Below are 16,031 nucleotides of genomic sequence, written 5' to 3' on the forward strand. Positions count from 1 at the left end.
GGATGCGCGTGCTGCTGACCGGGCACCAGGGCTACCTGGGGAGTGTGATGGTCCCGGTGCTCGCCGCCGCGGGCCACGAGGTGACCGGGCTCGACTCCGGGCTCTTCGCCGGATGCGTCCTGGGCCCCGCGCCCGACGACCCGCCCGGACACGCCGTCGACCTGCGGGACGTCACGCCCGAGGTCCTGGCGGGGGTGGACGCGGTGGTGCACCTCGCCGCCCTGTCCAACGACCCGCTGGGCGCGCTGGCGCCCGAGCTGACCTACGACATCAACCACCGCGCCTCGGTGCGGCTGGCCCGGCTGGCCCGCGACGCGGGCGTGCGCCGGTTCCTGTACGCCTCCACCTGCTCGGTCTACGGCGCCTCCGGCTCGGACCTGGTCGACGAGGACGCGCCGCTGCGCCCGGTCACCCCGTACGCCGACTCCAAGGTCCGGGTGGAGAACGACCTGCTCAAGCTGGCCGACGACGACTTCAGCCCGGTGTTCCTGCGCAACGCCACCGCGTTCGGGTTCTCGCCCAGGCTGCGCGCGGACATCGTGCTGAACAACCTCGTCGGCCACGCGCTCCTGTCCGGCGAGGTCAGGGTGCTGTCCGACGGCACCCCGTGGCGCCCGCTGGTGCACGCCGCCGACATCGCGAACGCCTTCGCCATGGCGCTGGCCGCCCCGCGCGACGCCGTCCACGCCAGGGCCTTCAACGTCGGCACCGAGGAGAACAACGTGACGGTGGCGGAGATCGCCGCCGAGGTCGCCGAGGCGGTGCCCGGCTCCCGGGTCGTGATCACCGGGGAGACCGGGGCCGACCCGCGCTCCTACCGGGTCGACTTCTCCCGGATTCGGGACGCGCTCCCCGGCTACCGGGCGCTGTGGACGGTGAAGGCGGGCGCGGTCGAGCTGGCCGAGGCGTACGGGCGGTTCGGCCTGACCGAGGACGGCTTCCGGCGCCACTTCACCAGGCTGGCGTGGCTGTCGGCCCGTCGCGAGGCCGGAACCGTCGACGGGGCGCTGCGGCCACGCGGGGCGGTGCGCGGTGACGGGTGACACCGGCGGCGAGGCGCGGGAAGCGGGAAACGGTGACGAGGCGCCGGGCACGGTGAACGGCGGTGAGGCACCGGGAGCGGGAGACGGCGGCGAGGCGCCGGGGGCGGGGAGCGGTGACGAGGCGCGCGAGATGCGGGACCTCGTGGAGCGGCTCTACCCGCTCTGCAGGAGCATCACCGGCGACGGCGTGCGCCGCACCCTGGAGATCGTCGGAGAGTCCCTCCGCCTGCAGGTCCGCGAGGTGCCGACGGGCACCCAGGTCCTCGACTGGACGGTCCCCAGGGAGTGGAACATCCGCGACGCGTACGTCAAGGACGCCTCGGGGGCCAGGGTCGTCGACTTCGCCGCGTCGAACCTGCACGTGGTCGGCTACAGCGTCCCGGTGTCGGCCACCATGACCCTGGACGAGCTGCGCGGGCACCTGCACACGCTTCCCGAGCAGCCCGCCCTGGTCCCGTACCGCACGAGCTACTACGCGGAGACGTGGGGCTTCTGCCTGGCCCACGACACCCTGGAGGGTCTCCCCGACGGGCCGTACGAGGTCATGATCGACTCGACGCTCGCCGACGGGCACCTGACCTACGGCGAGCACGTGGTGCCCGGCAGGGTCGCCGAGGAGGTGCTCGTCTCCTGCCACGTGTGCCACCCCTCGCTGGCCAACGACAACCTGGCGGGCGTCGCGGTGGCGGTCCGGCTCGCCCGGCGGCTGGCCGGGGCCGACCCGTGGTACACCTACCGCTTCCTGTTCGCGCCGGGCACCATCGGCGCGATCACCTGGCTGGCGCGCAACCGGGAGCGCGCCGGGCGGATCAGGCACGGCCTGGTGCTGGCCTGCGCGGGAGACCGCGGCCCGCTGACGTACAAGCGCAGCAGGCGGGGCGACGCCGAGATCGACAGGGCGGTGCGGCACGTCCTGCGCAGCTCGGGGCGCCCCCACACGGTCGTGGACTTCTCCCCGTACGGCTACGACGAGCGGCAGTTCTGCTCGCCCGGCTTCGACCTGCCCGTCGGCTCGCTCACCAGGACCCCGTACGCGGGCTACCCGGAGTATCACACCTCCGCCGACGACCCGGACTTCGTCTCCCCCGAGGCGATGGCCGACACCCTGGAGACCTGCTGGGAGGTCACCCGGGTGCTGGAGGACAACCGCGCCTACCTCAACCTCAGCCCGTACGGGGAACCGCAGCTGGGCAGGCGGGGCCTGTACGGGTCGCTGGGCGGGCGCAGCGACGCGAGGGAGGCCCAGATGGCGATGTTGTGGGTGCTGAACCTCTCCGACGGGAGGCACAGCCTCCTGGACATCGCGGAACGGTCCGATCTTCCCTTCGGTGCCGTGGCGGAGGCGGCACGGGCCCTTCGCGGTTCGGGACTTCTCAAGGAGTGTTCGCTGTGACGCGGTTCCAGGTCGTGACGGGCTCCCGGGCGGGCTCCAGGGCGGGCGGGGCGCTCAACCTCCGGGTCGGCGAGACGGTGGAGGTGCTCGGCGAGGCCGAGATCATGGCCACGCTGGACGAGAGGGGGGAGCTGGACGAGCTGCCCTTCATGCCGGAGATGCTGGCCTTCTGCGGGCGGCGGCTCACGGTGCACAAGGTGGCGCACAAGCTCTGCGACACGATCAGCAGCAGCGGCATGCGGCGGATGGAGCGCGCCGTCCACCTGACCGGGGCCCGCTGCGACGGGCAGGCGCACGGCGGCTGCCAGACGGCCTGCCAGTTCTACTGGAAGGAGTCCTGGCTCAAGCGGGTGGACCCGGCCTCTCCCGCCGCTCCCCCCGCGGAGAACGGTCTCGCCGCGGGCAGGCCCCTGCTGCCGATCCTGCAGGCCGCCACCAGGAAGGAGCCGGGCCCCGACGGGGAGGAACGCTTCTCCTGCCAGGCGACCGAGCTGCTGCGCGCCGCGCCGACCTGCCTGCCGTTCAAGGACGTCGGGCAGTACGTCGCCGACGTGCGCACCGGGAACGTGGGCGTGACCTGGATGCTGCGCTCGTTCCTCGTCGGGCTGTTCAACCGCTTCCAGCAGGCGAGCAGGCGCGTCCTGCCCAGGTGGCTGTGGGTCAGGGGCGGGCTGCGCTGGGGGTTCGTCAGGGGCGAGGCCGGGCCCACCACCCCGACGCTCACCCTGGACCTGCGGCCGGGAGAGCTCGTCAGGGTCAAGTCCAAGGAGGAGATCCTCAAGACGCTCAACGACGGCCTGCTCAACCGCGGCATGGGGTTCGAGGAGGAGATGTCGCGCTACTGCGGCCACGTCGCGCGGGTGAGCGCCCGCGTCGAGAGGTGCCTGGACGAGAAGACCGGCCGGATGCTGCGGATGAAGAACCCCTGCATCGTCCTGGAGGGCGTCGTCTGCGCGGGCGCGTACAACGTCAGCTGCCCGCGCGAGTTCGTCCCGTTCTGGCGGGAGATCTGGCTCGAACGCGTCGAGGAGCCCCGTTGAGCGGGCCGCCCCACGAGACGGGCGACGGAACCGGTTCGGCCGGTGCGACCGGTGTGACCGGCACGGCCGGTGAGCAGGTCGGGACGATCGGCAGGAAGGCCGGTCGCGGGCTGCGCTGGAGTCTTCTGGGCAACCTGGGGACGAAGGCGACCACCTTCGTCATGGGACTGGTGCTCGCCCGGCTGCTCGTGCCCGAGGACTTCGGCCTCTACGCCATCGCGCTCGCCGCGACCACCTTCGTCATGCACGTCAACGACGTCGGCATCATCGCCGCCACCGTGCAGTGGCGGGGCAGGGTCGAGGACATGGCGCCGACGGCGACGGTCATGGCCGTGGCGTTCAGCACCGGGATGTACGGGATCTTCTGGGTGGTGGCCCCGTACTTCGCGGAGCTGGCGGGCAGCGCGGAGGCCACCCCGGTGGTCCGGCTGCTCACCGCGGTCATCCTCATCGACGGCGTCACCGCCGTGCGGGCGGGCTCGCTGATGCGCGGGTTCGGGCACGACAGGCTGACCAAGGCCAACATCGCGGGTTCGCTGGTCAACGCGGGGGTGGCCGTCACGCTCGCCGCGAACGGCGCGGGCGCCTACAGCTTCGCCGTCGGGCAGGTGGCGGCCAACACGGTCACCGGCGCGCTGGTGTTCGCCTGGGCCGGGCTGCCGTTCCGCCTCGGCTTCGACCGGGAGGTGGCGGTCAGGCTCCTGCGGTTCGGGGCGCCGCTGGCCCTGGGGCTCGGCATCGAGGCGGTGCTGATGAACGCCGACTACGTCATCGTCGGCGCCGTGCTCGGCCCCGTTGCCCTCGGCTTCTACCTGCTGGCGTTCAACGTCTCCAGCTGGGTGCCCAGCGTGATCGGCACCGCCCTGCGGTACGTCACCGTGCCCAGTTTCTCGCGGCTGGCCGAGCAGCGGCCCCAGGCGCTGTCGCTGGGGGTGCAGCGCTCGGTGCCGTTGCTGGTCGCGTTCGTCCTGCCGGTCGCCGTGGTGACCGCCACGCTGGCCCCGGCGATCGTGGCGTTCCTCTACGGCGAGAAGTGGGCCCCGGCCGCCGGGGTCCTGGCGCTGCTGGCGGTCCTGATGGTCGTGCGGATGCTCACCTCCCTCGCCTTCGACATCCTCACCTCGGCGGGCGCCACCAGGGCCACCGTGTGGATGAACCTCGGCTGGGCCGTGGCGCTGGTGCCCGCGCTGTGGGCGGGCACGCACTGGTACGGCATCCGCGGCGCGGCGATCGGGCACGCGCTGGCCGGTGTCCTGGTCGCCCTGCCGGTGGCGGCCCTGGTGCTGAGCCGCGCGGGGGTGCGCCTGGCACCCGTCCTGCCCGCCCTCGTCCGCCCGCTGCTGGGGGCCGCGGTCGCGACGGTCGTCACGGTGACGCTCGCCGGCCTGACGAGCGGCCTGACGGGTGGGGCGATCGTCGGTGGCGCGCCGGGCGGGGTGACCGCGGGCTCCGCGCTCGTCCAGCTCTGCGTGGCCGGTGGCGGGGGACTGCTCGCGTACCTCCTGATCGCCGTACCCGCGGCGCGGCTCAGACAGCTCGGCGCGCGGGTGGTCCCGGCCCGCGCCCGCTGACCGTCCACAGAACCCGCAAGACCCGTCAGACCCACGAGATTCAAGAGATTCAAGAGATTCAAGAGATCTACGAGATCTGCGAGAGGAGAGACCGGATGGAGAACTCCGACACGCTGGTGTCCATCGTGCTTCCCGTACGCAACGGGGCCGGGCGGATCGAGGGCGCGATCCGCTCGGTGCTCGGCCAGGATCACGAGCGCCTCCAGCTGGTGATCTCCGACAACGCGTCCACGGACGGCACCGAGGAGATCTGCCGCGACCTGGCCGCGACCGACCACCGGATCGTCTACCGCAGGCACCCGGAGAACGTGGGCCTGTTCGACAACTTCGTCCGTAGCACCGAACTGGTCGCGGGCACGTTCTTCCGCTGGGTCGGCGACGACGACCGGCTGGAGCCCGCGTGCGTCTCCCGGTCCCTCCAGGCGTTCGCGGAGGACGACCGGCTCGTCCTGGTCACCACGCAGGTCGCCTACACCGAACCCGACGGGACCGTCACCACCGCCCCCCTCGACGGCTCCGGGCTGGCCTCGGACGACCCGGTCGAGCGGTTCGCCGAGATGCTGCGGCTGCTCAACGAGAGCCACCTGCTCATCGACCCGCTGTACGGCACGCTGCGGCGCGACCCCCTGGCGAGGATCCCGCGGCGCAACATGCTGCGCGAGGACGAGGTGTTCGCGGCGAAGCTCGCGCTGGCCGGGCCGTGGGGACACGTCCCCGAGGTCCTCGCCCACCGCAACTGGAAGCACGACACCCTGCCGGCGATCGCCCGCCGCCTCGACGTGCCGCCCTGGCGGGCCCGCTGCGCCGGCGTTCTGCAGTGCGGGGAGCTGTTCCGCTGGCTGCGGGAGGCCGACCTCACCGCCGACCAGCGCCGCCGTGCCCGCGCGGCCGTCCTCGGCATGTACGCGCGCCGCCAGCGGCTCACCGCGGCCCGCCGGGGCCGCAGGCTCGCGCTCATCGCCTCGGGGCTCGTCCCCGGTGGGCGGGGAGAGATGTCCGTCGACCCAAGACCAGTGATTTCAGAAAGGAGAACCCCGTGACCACCGTCTTCTCCAACAGCGTGGTGGACGACGACACGCGCAGGGAGCAGCTCTACCAGGGGCAGGTCTTCGTCTACTCGGCGACGCCCGCCTCCGCCCAGCTGGCCGCCTTCGCCAGGGAACTGATCGCCGAGGCGTTCGGCGAGCGCGACCCGGAGACCGCCCAGTTCGACATGCCGGTCGAGGAGTTCGCCGACCTGCTCGCCCGGCTCAAGCCCCGGTTCATCCATCATCCCCGGTGCAAGGAGCTGCTGCCCGCGGTGCTCGCGGAACTGGGCTGCGACCTGGACCGCACCTACTTCGACGTGCCCCGGCTGCGCACCTCCACCTCCCACGACTACCTCACCTCCGGCATCTCCTACGCCTTCCATCCGCATCGCGACTGCTGGTACTCGGCCCCGTTCAACCAGCTCAACTGGTGGATCCCCGTCTACGAGGTGGTCCCGGAGAACGTGATGGCCTTCCATCCCCAGTACTTCGGCAGCCCGGTGCGCAACGGCAGCGCCCGCTACGACTACGCGGAGTGGAACAGGACCAGCCGGCTCACCGCGGCCCAGCACGTGCGCGGCGACACCAGGGACCAGCCCCGCCCCGAGGAGGCCGTCGTGCTCGACCCGCAGGTGCGGGTGGTGCCGGAGCCGGGGGGCGTCATGGTGTTCTCCGGCGCCCAGCTGCACTCCACGGTGCCCAACACCTCGGGCAGGACCCGCTTCAGCATCGACTTCCGCACGGTGCACATCGACGACGTGCGCACCCGCCGCGGCGCCCGCAACGTGGACGCGGAGTGCACCGGCACCACCCTGCGCGACTTCGTCCGCTCCTCCGACCTCGACCCGATGCCGGAGGAGCTGGCGCTGGAGTACGAGGCGGAGGCCCTGACCGGGGCCGGGTGAGCGGCGGGCACCCGGCCACCGCCACACCGGGTGACGCCGTGACGCCGTGACGCCGTGACGTCCGTGGTGACGCCTGCGGTGACGTCCGTAGTGACAAGGAGTTCGTGTGCTGCGACCAATACGCATCGTGTCCTGGGCGTCTGGCGCGCTCGGGGGAGCGGGGACGACGTAGTGGAGTTCTGGAAGACCATCCTCGACCTCGCCAGAAGGAAGCGGGTCGGGTTTCCGCTGTTCGGCCTGGCGCTCCTCGCCGCCGTGGTCGTCTTCTCCCTGGTGCCCCCGCGCTACGTGTCGAGCGCCTCCATGGTGCTGACCACGCCCCCCGCGGGAGGAACGACGGACCCGGCCAAGAAGCCGGGGCGGACCAACCCGCTGCTGCAGTTCAGCGACGGCCTCAGGACCACGGCCGGCATCCTCATCCTGTCCATGAACACCGAGGCGGTCGCGACGGAACTGGGCATCGTGAAGGACGGCCCCGTCGAGGTCACGATCAACGACGGGCGCACCAACCCCAGCATGCTGGGCATCCTCATGAACGGCCCGTTCGTGTACCTGGAGGTGGAGAGCGACTCCGCCGAGGTCACCCGTGCCGTCATGGCCAGGACCCAGTTCCGCCTCAGGACCGAGCTGGTCCGCAGGCAGGAGGTGCTCGGCGCCCCCCGCTCCACCTTCATCGGGTTCGTCGAGGTGGTGCCCGCCGGCTACCCCGCGATGGACCGGAGCGGCACGTGGCAGGCCGCGGGCGGGGCGGCGTTCGCCGTCGTCCTGCTCGGCCTCGGCGCGGTGTACGCCGTGGAGCGCCGGAGGGTGTTCCGGCGGAGGTCCGGTGGCGGGCGACCCGTCGAGCCCCGGCCGGACACGGAAGCGGCCACGGACACGGCCACGGACACGGCCACGCCCTCGGCAGGCCGTTCCGACGAGGCGCATCCTGATGCCCTTCCGGAAAAAGGCCGGGGACACGAGGACGGCGAGGACGGCGAGGAAGGCGGGGAGCCCGTGACCGGCAAGGACGGTAAGGGCGGCGGGGGCGGTAAGAGCCGCGCGGGTGGCAGGGGGCGTGGAGGCCGTGACGGCAGGGACGCCACCGAGCCGCCGATCACCGTGTACCCGGTGGAGGCGATGTCCCCGGCGCCCTCGGCGACACCTGGACGAGGACGACAAGTGGACGACGACAAGTAGACGGCGACGAGCAGGCGACCGCGACAGGCAGACGAGAGGAAACGCGTGGACTTCTGGGGGACCGTACTCATCGTGTTACGGCGCTGGTACGTCGCCCTGCCGGCGTTCCTGCTGTCCATCGGCGCCGCGCTGGGCGTCTACTCGTCGATCCCCACGCTCTACGTCTCGAACGCGGTGCTCGTGCTGACCATCCCGCCGACCGGGGGGAGCCTGCCGAGCGACCCCGAGCGTCCCAACGGGCTGACCAACCCCCTGCTGAACTTCGACTGGGGCCTGAGCATGTCCGCCTCGATCCTCATTCAGGTGATCAGCGCGCCGGAGACGGCGGAGTCGCTCGGCGTGCGGCCCGAGGGTGACACCACCTTCACGGCCACCAACGGCAGCACCAATCCGGAGGCGCTGGACGGCGGGCCGTTCGTGTACATCGAGGGCACGAGCAGGTCGCCGGCCGGGGCGCGGGACATCGTGACGCGGGTCAGGGACCGCGCGAGGATCGAGCTGGCCGGTCGCCAGAGGCAGCTCAACGCGCCCCTGGCCACCTACATCACGATGGACGAGATGGTGCCGCCGACGGAGCCGCAACCCCAGCGCGGGGGGAAGACGCGCGGGGCCGCCGCCGCACTGCTTCTCGGGATACTCGCCAGCCTCGCCGCGGTGTTCTCCCTGGAGAGCTTCCTGGACGCCCGGAAGCGGAGACGCGGGAGGCCCGTGCCGGCGCCCGGGCTGCCCGCCGAACCCTCCCTCCTGCGGCGGTGAGAATCCTCGTGACCCGTACGGCACCCACGGTCTCCGGCACGGTCCGCGCCGAGGTCCCCACCGGGGATCCGGCCCCCGTGTCCGTCGCCTCCCTGGACCGCCCCGGTCTCCGCGGTGCCGACGGGGCCACCCTCGCCGCCGCGTTCGCGGTGGTCCTGATGCTGTCTCCGGCGCGGCTGGTCTTCCGCGGCCTGCCCTTCTCGCTCACGCCCGCCGACGCGGTCGGCCTCTTCGCCGCGCTGTGGTGGTTCTGCGCGCAGCTCACGACCACGCTCGGCGCGGCCAAGGGCCCCAATCCCGTACGCACCGCGCTGTTCGTGTACACCGCGGCGATGCTGGCCACCTACGGGTACGCCAGCGCCGCCTACCTCCCGCCCGACGAGCTCGACATGGCCGACCACAGCATCGTCCTCGTCGTGGCGACGGTGGGCATCGGTCTCGGGGCGTGCGACGGCATCCGGGGCCGGGAGCGGCTGGACTTCGTCCTGAGGTGTCTCGTGATCTCCGGCGCGGCCGTCGGGGTCATCGCGGCGCTCCAGTTCGTGCTCGAATTCGACCTGACGAAGTATCTGGCCTTTCCCGGTTTCCGGTTCACCTCGGATCTGCCGGCGATCCTCGAACGGAACACCCTGCGCCGGGTCGCGGCCACCACGGGACATCCCATCGAGCTCGGCGTCGTCTGCGCGATGATCACTCCTCTCTCGCTGCACTACGCGTTCGGCGCCCGCGACCGGGGGGAGCCCTCCCTGCGGTGGTGGGTGTGCTGCGCGCTGATCGGCACCGGGCTGATGTTCTCCGTGTCGCGGTCGGCGGTCCTCGGGCTCGCCGTCGTCGGCGTGGTGCTGGTCGCCGGGTGGCCTGCGCGCAGGAGGCTGTGGGCGGCGCTTGGCGGCGTGGGTTTCCTGGTGGCGATGAAGGTGGCCGTACCCGGCCTGATCAGCGTCTTTCTCGGGCTGTTCACCAGCCTGTCCAGCGATTCGAGCATCCAGTACAGGACCCACGACTACGCGGTGGCGGCCACCGAGATCGGGAACCACTTCTGGGTCGGCAGGGGGCTGGGCACCTGGTACGCGCCCAAGCATCTGATCTTCGACAACCAGTACATCCTGTCGCTGGTGGAGACCGGGGTCATCGGCCTGGCCGCCTTCTCCGGGATCTTCCTGACCGGTATCTGGGCGGCGTTGCGCGTCCGCCGCCTCAGCTCCGACCCCGCCGTACGGGACCTGGGGCTGACCCTGGCCGCGTGCCTGGTCGTCCCCCTGGTCGGGGCGGCCACGTTCGACCTGCGCTCGTTCGCGACCGTGACGGGCCTGTCATTCCTGATCATCGGAGCCGCCGGCTCGCTGCTGCGCGCCACCCGGCAGCCGAGGGCTCAGGCCATCCGGCCGCCGGTGAGGTCCGGCGGGGATCCCGGGGCTCCCCGGGAGCCCGGGGAGTTCGGGAAGGAGACCGATGAGGAGGTCGGCGAGAAGGCCGTCGAGGCCGTTGGGAAGGTCACCCGGCCGGCCGGGCGCGCAGATCCGCCCAGGAGCCCGCGGCCAGATCCCGCTCGCTGATCGCGGTGACCGGCAGCGGCCACCGGATGCCGAGATCGGGGTCGTCGTAGCGGACGGCGAGGTCCTCGGCGGGATCGTGCTCCCGGTCGATCCGGTAGCAGACGTCGGCCTGATCGGTCAGTGCCTGATAGCCGTGCAACAAGCCAGGAGGAACGTAGAGGTGAACGAACGTCTCATCGTCCAGAATCACCGACATCTGGCGGCCGAAGGTCGGCGAGTCCGGCCGGGCGTCGACGAGCACGTCGTGCACGGCCCCGCGGGCGCACCGGACGAGCTTGGCCTCCCCCCGTCCGCCCCGGCCGTGCAGGGCCCTGACCGTCCCCAGCCGGGACCGCGACTGGCTGTCCTGGACGAACGCCTCGGGCCGCAGCCCGTGGGCGGCGGCGAGCGCCGCGTCGAAGGTGCGGGTGAACAGCCCGCGGTCGTCCCTGTGCAGGGTGGGGACGAAGAGCAGGACATCGTCGATCTCGGCGCGTTCGACTCTCATGAGCCCATCTTTACGACTCCCGCACCTCCCGGCCATGGGGAAACGGGAAACGGCGCCGGCCGGCGTACGGAGCCTCCCTGCCGTGGAGAAGCGGGAAACGGTGCCGGTCCGCGTACCCCGGAGGACGTCCCTTCCGCGGACCGGCCGTCCCCGCCGGTGGTGCGTACGGTGCCGCCGGAGAGGTCCGGGGCGAGGTTCGCGCGCGTCCGGGTCGGGGCCGTCGAGGTCATGGCGGTCAGCGAGGCGGAGCTTCTCGACCACGTGGCGGCCGAGTGGCGAAGGGGGCGCGGCGGCGCGATCGTCACCGCGAACGTCGACATCGTCCGCGCCGCCACGCGCGATCCCGCCCTGGCGGACCTCGTCACCCGCTCCGAGATCGTGGTCGCCGACGGTATGCCGGTGGTCTGGGCGTCGAGGCTCGCCGGGCCGGCGGTCCCCTGCAGGATCACCGGTGCCGCGCTCGTGCACTCCCTGACCGGACGGGCCGCGCGCGAGAACCGCTCGATCTACCTGCTCGGAGGGGAGCCCGGCGTGCCGGAGGACGCGGCGCGGGTCCTCGCCGGACGCTGCCCGGGGCTGCGCGTGGCGGGCACCTGCTCGCCTCCCTTCGGGTTCGAGAGCACGCCGGACGGGGTCCGCGAGGTGGTCGAGGGGGTGGCCGCCGCCGCACCCGACCTCGTCCTCGTCGGGCTGGGCTTCCCCAAGCAGGAAAGGGTCATCGAGGCTCTCAGGGAGAAACTGCCCGACGCCTGGTACCTCGGCTGCGGAGCCGGGATCCCCATGGCGGCCGGGCGGTTCAGCCGCGCCCCGGGGCCGGTCCAGCGGGTGGGCGCCGAGTGGCTGTACCGGCTCGCCCTGGAACCGCGCCGCCTGGCCCGCCGCTACCTGCGCGACGACGCGCCGTTCGCGGTCGCCCTCCTCGCGGGCGCCCTGCGCACCCGCCTGACATCGAGGCGCCGCACGTGACCGCCGACCCCGAATCCGAGCCACCGGGCGTGGCCGCCGATCCCGCGTCCGAGTCCGACGCGCTCCACCTGACCGCCGACCCCGAGTCCGGGATCGAGGCGCTCCGGGTGGCCGCCGATCCCCCGTCCTCCGGCGTGACCACCTTCCCGCCACGGTCCTCTCTCACGAGAAACGGCTCCGACATGGCTGTTCCAGACCGGCCCCCGCTGGCCGTAGTGATCGTCACGTATTCGAGCGGCAAGGTCGTCGAGGGCTGCCTGCGCTCGCTCGACGCGGCACTGGCCGGTGCCGGTCCGGCACGGGTCGTCGTGGTGGACAACGCCTCGGCCGACGACACCGTCGAGCGGGTGCGCGAGGTCGCGCCCGAGGCCGAGGTGATCCAGAACGGGCGCAACGCCGGCTTCGCCGCCGGGGTGAACGCGGGCATCGCCGCCGCGGACGGCTGCGACGTGCTGGTGCTGAACCCCGACATCCGGCTCGCACCCGGCTCCGTGCTCCTGCTCCGGCAGGCGCTCGCCCTGCCGGGAACCGGGATTGCCGCACCCCGCCTCACCGGCGAGACGGGGACGCTCCACCTCTCCCTGCGCAGGCGCCCCACCGTGACGAGGGCGCTCGGGGAGGCGCTGCTGGGCGGGCACAGAGCCGGACGGATCCCGGCGCTCGGCGAGCTGGTCGTGGACCCGGCCGCCTACGACAGGCCGCAGACGGTCGACTGGGTGGCCGGCGCGGCCTGGTTGATCTCCCGCGCGTGCCTGGACGCCCTGGACCCCCTCGACGAGCGCTACTTCCTGTACTCGGAGGAGACCGAGTACATGCTCAGGGCGGGGGCGGCGGGCTTCGCCGTCCGGTACGAGCCCCGTGCCGTGGCCGTTCACCTCGGTGGCGAGCAGTCCACGTCGAGCCGGCTGTGGGCGCTGTCGTCGGCCAACCGGGTCCGGATGCACCGGGAACGGTACGGCCGCCCGCGCGGGCAGCTGATGCGGCTGGCCGTCGGGCTCAACGAGCTGGTCCGCGCGGTCGCCAGGGGCGGGGCGGGCGGGAGGCGGCACCGGGCCGCCCTGCGCCAGCTGGTCCCCCTGCGCGAGTGGCCGCTCCTGCCCGGCGAGGAGGGAACGTCCCCGGCCCGGACCACGGAGGCCGCCGTCTCCCGGACCACGGAGGACTCCCGGGCCCGGGAGACGGCGGCCTCTCCCGGTTACGTCTGCTTCTCGGCGCAGGACTGGTGGTACCACAACCGGGCGCACTCGGACTTCCAGCTCATGCGCTCGGTCGCCGCGCACAGGAAGGTCCTCGTGGTCAACAGCATCGGGATGCGCATGCCGATGCCGGGAAGGTCCACGCAGGTGCTTCGGCGCGTCGGGCGCAAGCTGCGCAGCGTCGCGATGCTCGTCAGGAGGCCGCTGCGGGAGCTGCCCGGCTTCTACGTGATGTCCCCGCTGCCGCTGCCCTTCTACGGGTCGCCGCTGGCCAGGCGGGTGAACGCGCTGCTGGTCCGGGCCCAGGTGCTGGCCGTCTCGCGGGCACTGGGACTGCGCCATCCCGTGATCATGGTGACCATCCCCACGGCGTGGGACGTGGTGCGGCCGATGCGCAGGCGGGCGCTGGTGTTCAACCGCTCCGACCGGCACTCGTCGTTCCCCGAGTCCGACCGGCCGACCATCGAGGCACTGGAACGCGGCCTGCTCGAACGTTCCGACCACGTGGTCTACGTCAGCACCGCACTGATGGGCGAGGAGAGCGGCGTGACCGGGGACCGGGCGCACTTCCTCGACCACGGTGTGGACACCGACCACTTCCGGCGCCGTCCGGAGAGCGAGCAGCCCGCCGACCTCCGCGCGATCCCCGGCCCGAGGGTGGGTTTCTTCGGCGCGCTGGACGACTATCTCGTCGACTTCGACCTTCTCGAACGGATCGCCGTCGAGCTGCCCGGCGTCTCGCTGGTCCTGATCGGCGACGCGACCGTCCCGATGGAGCGGCTCACCCGCCATCCGAACGTGCACTGGCTCGGATTCAGGCCGTACGAGGACATCCCCGCGTACGGATCGGGATTCGATGTCGCGATCATGCCGTGGCTGGACAATCCGTGGATCAGGCATTCGAATCCGATCAAGCTCAAGGAGTATCTCGCGCTGGGCCTGCCGGTGGTCAGCACCGATTTCCAGGAACTCGCGAACTATGCCGATCGCGTGCGGATCGCCGCCGGCGGCGACCTTTTCCTGGACGCTGTTCGTGAGACGTTGCGCGACGGAGGTCTGCAGCCCGCCGAGACCATTCGGGGATCCGTGCTCGGTGCCTCCTGGTCGTCGCGTGCCGCGCAGCTGATGGCGCTCGCCGAGCTGTCACCGGGCCCGCGATGAGGAGGACGTGATCATGAGATCCGAGGACCAGGGGCAGACGACAGGACGCCGGACCAGGCGGCCGTTGCCGATGCTGGTCGGGGGCGGAGCCGTCTCGGTGGCGGTGGCGGTGCTCGGGCTCTCCTGGATCGACGCGCCCGAGAGCCGGGACCGGGCGTCGGCGGGCGCCCTCCCGGGGGCGGCCGGCGCGTGGCCGGCCGCGGGTCCTCCCGCGACGGCCGCGCGGGTGCCGTGGGAGGGCGGCCCCGCCTACTACGGGCGGTTCGCCGCGCCGGCGGCGGCGGGCTGGACGAACCCGTCGTTCTTCCCGGTGGGCGTCTGGTTCGAGTCGGTGATCACCCAGTCCGACGCGGACAAGGACCGGGCCGCCGGGATCAACACCTACGTGGAGCTGACCGAGACCAGCGACATGGCGCTGGTGCGGAAGAACGGCATGTCGGCGCTGACGAGCGTCCCGCTGCCCGGCCACGGCGGGGAGACGGTGGGCTGGCTGCTCAACGACGAGGCCGACATGTGGGCGAAGGCCGGAGACGCCGGATGGACCGGAAACCACCCCGGCGAGGGCCCCCTGTGCGTCCCCGAGGACAAGGGGTGCGGTTTCACCGTGATGCGCACCCGAAAGGAAAGGGTCCCGAAGGGCGACGGCAGGCTGCACTACGCCAACTACGGCAAGGGCGTGATGATGTGGGAGCGGGACGCGGACGCCGCCACGTTCGTCAACCGCTTCACCGACGTCGTCTCGTCCGACGTCTACTGGTACACCAGCGCGAGCGTCTGCCTGGACGGGAAGAACTTCCTGTCCCTGCCGGCCTCCCGGTGCCGCAGGGCCGCCAACTACGGCGCCGTCCTCGACCGCCAGCGCGAGCTGGACGCGCTGGACGGCCGTCGCCAGCCGATCTACGGTTTCGTCGAGGTCGGCTGGCCGGCCGAGAACGACACTCGGGCCATCCAGCCGCAGCAGGTGACGGGCGCGGTCATGAGCTCGCTGATCCACGAGGCCCGGGGCATCATCTACTTCAACCACAACTTCGGCGGGCCGTGCCACTCCCAGCACGTCCTGCGCGAGGAGTGCGGGAAGAAGGTCAGACCCGCGGTGGCCGAGGTCAACCGGCGCATCGGGCAACTGGCGCCTGTGCTGAACACCCAGTCGTACGCGCACCGCTTCGGCCCCGGCCTCGACACCATGCTGAAACACCATCAGGGCTCGTACTACGTCTTCGCGATGCCCGCCGCGGGCGCGGCCCCCGGCAGGCGCACGTTCGCCCTGCCGCGCGGGATGCGGGCCGTACGCGCCGAGGTCCTCTTCGAGAACCGGACGGTCCCCGTCGACGCCCAGGGCAGGTTCACCGACTCCTTCGCCGCCGAGTACTCCCATCACATCTACCGGATCACTCCCTGACGTCTCGCCACGGGAGCCGGGTCGCCGGGAGGCATCCCTTCGGTGGATGACGCGTCCCACTCGGCGACGTACCGCGTCGCGATCGCCGAGGCGACCCCTCTCGCTCGGGCGACGGGACGATCTGGGCTCTCCACGTGACACGGGCGGGCTCGGCCGTGCGCCGAGCCCGCCCGCTCCAACTCCATCTGTTGCCGATCGCACGCTCACCCGGTTCGGCACACGCCTTCGCGGTGGACGTCAGGAACGTCTGAGCCGGATCGGTGTCACACCGGTCAGCGCTGCAGTGTCAGCAGGCCCGGCCGGTAGGGCAGGAGGCCGTATTCGACACCGTCGGAGTTGGGGTTGCGGCCC

At 72.2% G+C, this 16,031-nt stretch carries 13 protein-coding genes; 12 read left to right on the plus strand and 1 reads right to left on the minus strand.

Translation table 11 applies throughout. The annotated features are described in order from the left end of the window. Nucleotides 1–2: 2 nt before the first annotated feature. The 9 genes from ACVCAG_RS13865 to ACVCAG_RS13905 all read left to right on the plus strand — a co-directional run bounded on the left by ACVCAG_RS13865 (nucleotide 3) and on the right by ACVCAG_RS13905 (nucleotide 10,471). Nucleotides 3–1,043, plus strand: coding sequence for an NAD-dependent epimerase/dehydratase family protein (locus ACVCAG_RS13865; RefSeq protein WP_447189901.1), 1,041 nt, complete (start codon nucleotides 3–5; stop codon nucleotides 1,041–1,043). Next, nucleotides 1,033–2,436, plus strand: a complete 1,404-nt coding sequence (locus ACVCAG_RS13870) for a DUF4910 domain-containing protein (protein ID WP_440083968.1) — start codon at nucleotides 1,033–1,035, stop codon at nucleotides 2,434–2,436. The genes ACVCAG_RS13865 and ACVCAG_RS13870 overlap by 11 nt, the downstream gene beginning before the upstream one ends. After that, a complete protein-coding gene (locus ACVCAG_RS13875) occupies nucleotides 2,433–3,476 on the plus strand; it encodes a hypothetical protein (RefSeq protein ID WP_447189902.1) in 1,044 nt (347 codons plus the stop codon). The genes ACVCAG_RS13870 and ACVCAG_RS13875 overlap by 4 nt, the downstream gene beginning before the upstream one ends. Then, nucleotides 3,473–5,047, plus strand: coding sequence for a lipopolysaccharide biosynthesis protein (locus ACVCAG_RS13880; RefSeq protein WP_447189903.1), 1,575 nt, complete (start codon nucleotides 3,473–3,475; stop codon nucleotides 5,045–5,047). The genes ACVCAG_RS13875 and ACVCAG_RS13880 overlap by 4 nt, the downstream gene beginning before the upstream one ends. A gap of 95 nt (nucleotides 5,048–5,142) precedes the next feature. After that, on the plus strand, nucleotides 5,143–6,087 hold the full coding sequence (locus ACVCAG_RS13885) for a glycosyltransferase (RefSeq protein WP_440083971.1): 945 nt from the start codon (nucleotides 5,143–5,145) through the stop codon (nucleotides 6,085–6,087). Then, nucleotides 6,084–6,980: a hypothetical protein gene (locus tag ACVCAG_RS13890; protein WP_440083972.1), complete on the plus strand. Its 897-nt coding sequence runs from the start codon at nucleotides 6,084–6,086 to the stop codon at nucleotides 6,978–6,980. The genes ACVCAG_RS13885 and ACVCAG_RS13890 overlap by 4 nt, the downstream gene beginning before the upstream one ends. Nucleotides 6,981–7,151: 171 nt before the next feature. Beyond that, nucleotides 7,152–8,159 carry a hypothetical protein gene (locus ACVCAG_RS13895; RefSeq protein WP_447189904.1) on the plus strand — a complete coding sequence of 336 codons (1,008 nt, stop codon included), beginning with the start codon at nucleotides 7,152–7,154 and terminating at the stop codon, nucleotides 8,157–8,159. Between the two features lie 45 nt (nucleotides 8,160–8,204). Further along, on the plus strand, nucleotides 8,205–8,915 hold the full coding sequence (locus ACVCAG_RS13900) for a hypothetical protein (RefSeq protein WP_447189905.1): 711 nt from the start codon (nucleotides 8,205–8,207) through the stop codon (nucleotides 8,913–8,915). Next, nucleotides 8,912–10,471, plus strand: coding sequence for an O-antigen ligase family protein (locus ACVCAG_RS13905; RefSeq protein ID WP_447189906.1), 1,560 nt, complete (start codon nucleotides 8,912–8,914; stop codon nucleotides 10,469–10,471). Before ACVCAG_RS13900 ends, ACVCAG_RS13905 begins: the two co-directional genes overlap by 4 nt. Here ACVCAG_RS13905 and ACVCAG_RS13910 read toward each other — a convergent pair. Further along, nucleotides 10,410–10,958, minus strand: coding sequence for a dTDP-4-dehydrorhamnose 3,5-epimerase family protein (locus ACVCAG_RS13910; protein ID WP_440083976.1), 549 nt, complete (start codon nucleotides 10,956–10,958; stop codon nucleotides 10,410–10,412). The genes ACVCAG_RS13905 and ACVCAG_RS13910 overlap by 62 nt on opposite strands. Nucleotides 10,959–11,126: 168 nt before the next feature. Here ACVCAG_RS13910 and ACVCAG_RS13915 point away from each other — a divergent pair, with 168 nt between their 5' ends. Genes ACVCAG_RS13915 through ACVCAG_RS13925 form a run of 3 tightly spaced genes read left to right on the plus strand, consistent with a single transcriptional unit; the run spans nucleotide 11,127 to nucleotide 15,680 of the window. Then, entirely contained in the window at nucleotides 11,127–11,924 is a 798-nt protein-coding gene (locus tag ACVCAG_RS13915) for a WecB/TagA/CpsF family glycosyltransferase (RefSeq protein WP_440083977.1), read from the plus strand. Continuing rightward, nucleotides 11,921–14,281, plus strand: a complete 2,361-nt coding sequence (locus ACVCAG_RS13920; RefSeq protein ID WP_447189907.1) for a glycosyltransferase — start codon at nucleotides 11,921–11,923, stop codon at nucleotides 14,279–14,281. The genes ACVCAG_RS13915 and ACVCAG_RS13920 overlap by 4 nt, the downstream gene beginning before the upstream one ends. Before the next feature lie 13 nt (nucleotides 14,282–14,294). Next, nucleotides 14,295–15,680, plus strand: a complete 1,386-nt coding sequence (locus ACVCAG_RS13925) for a hypothetical protein (RefSeq protein ID WP_440083979.1) — start codon at nucleotides 14,295–14,297, stop codon at nucleotides 15,678–15,680. Nucleotides 15,681–16,031 lie beyond the last annotated feature (351 nt).

The organism is Streptosporangium sp. G12 (genome assembly GCF_052983175.1).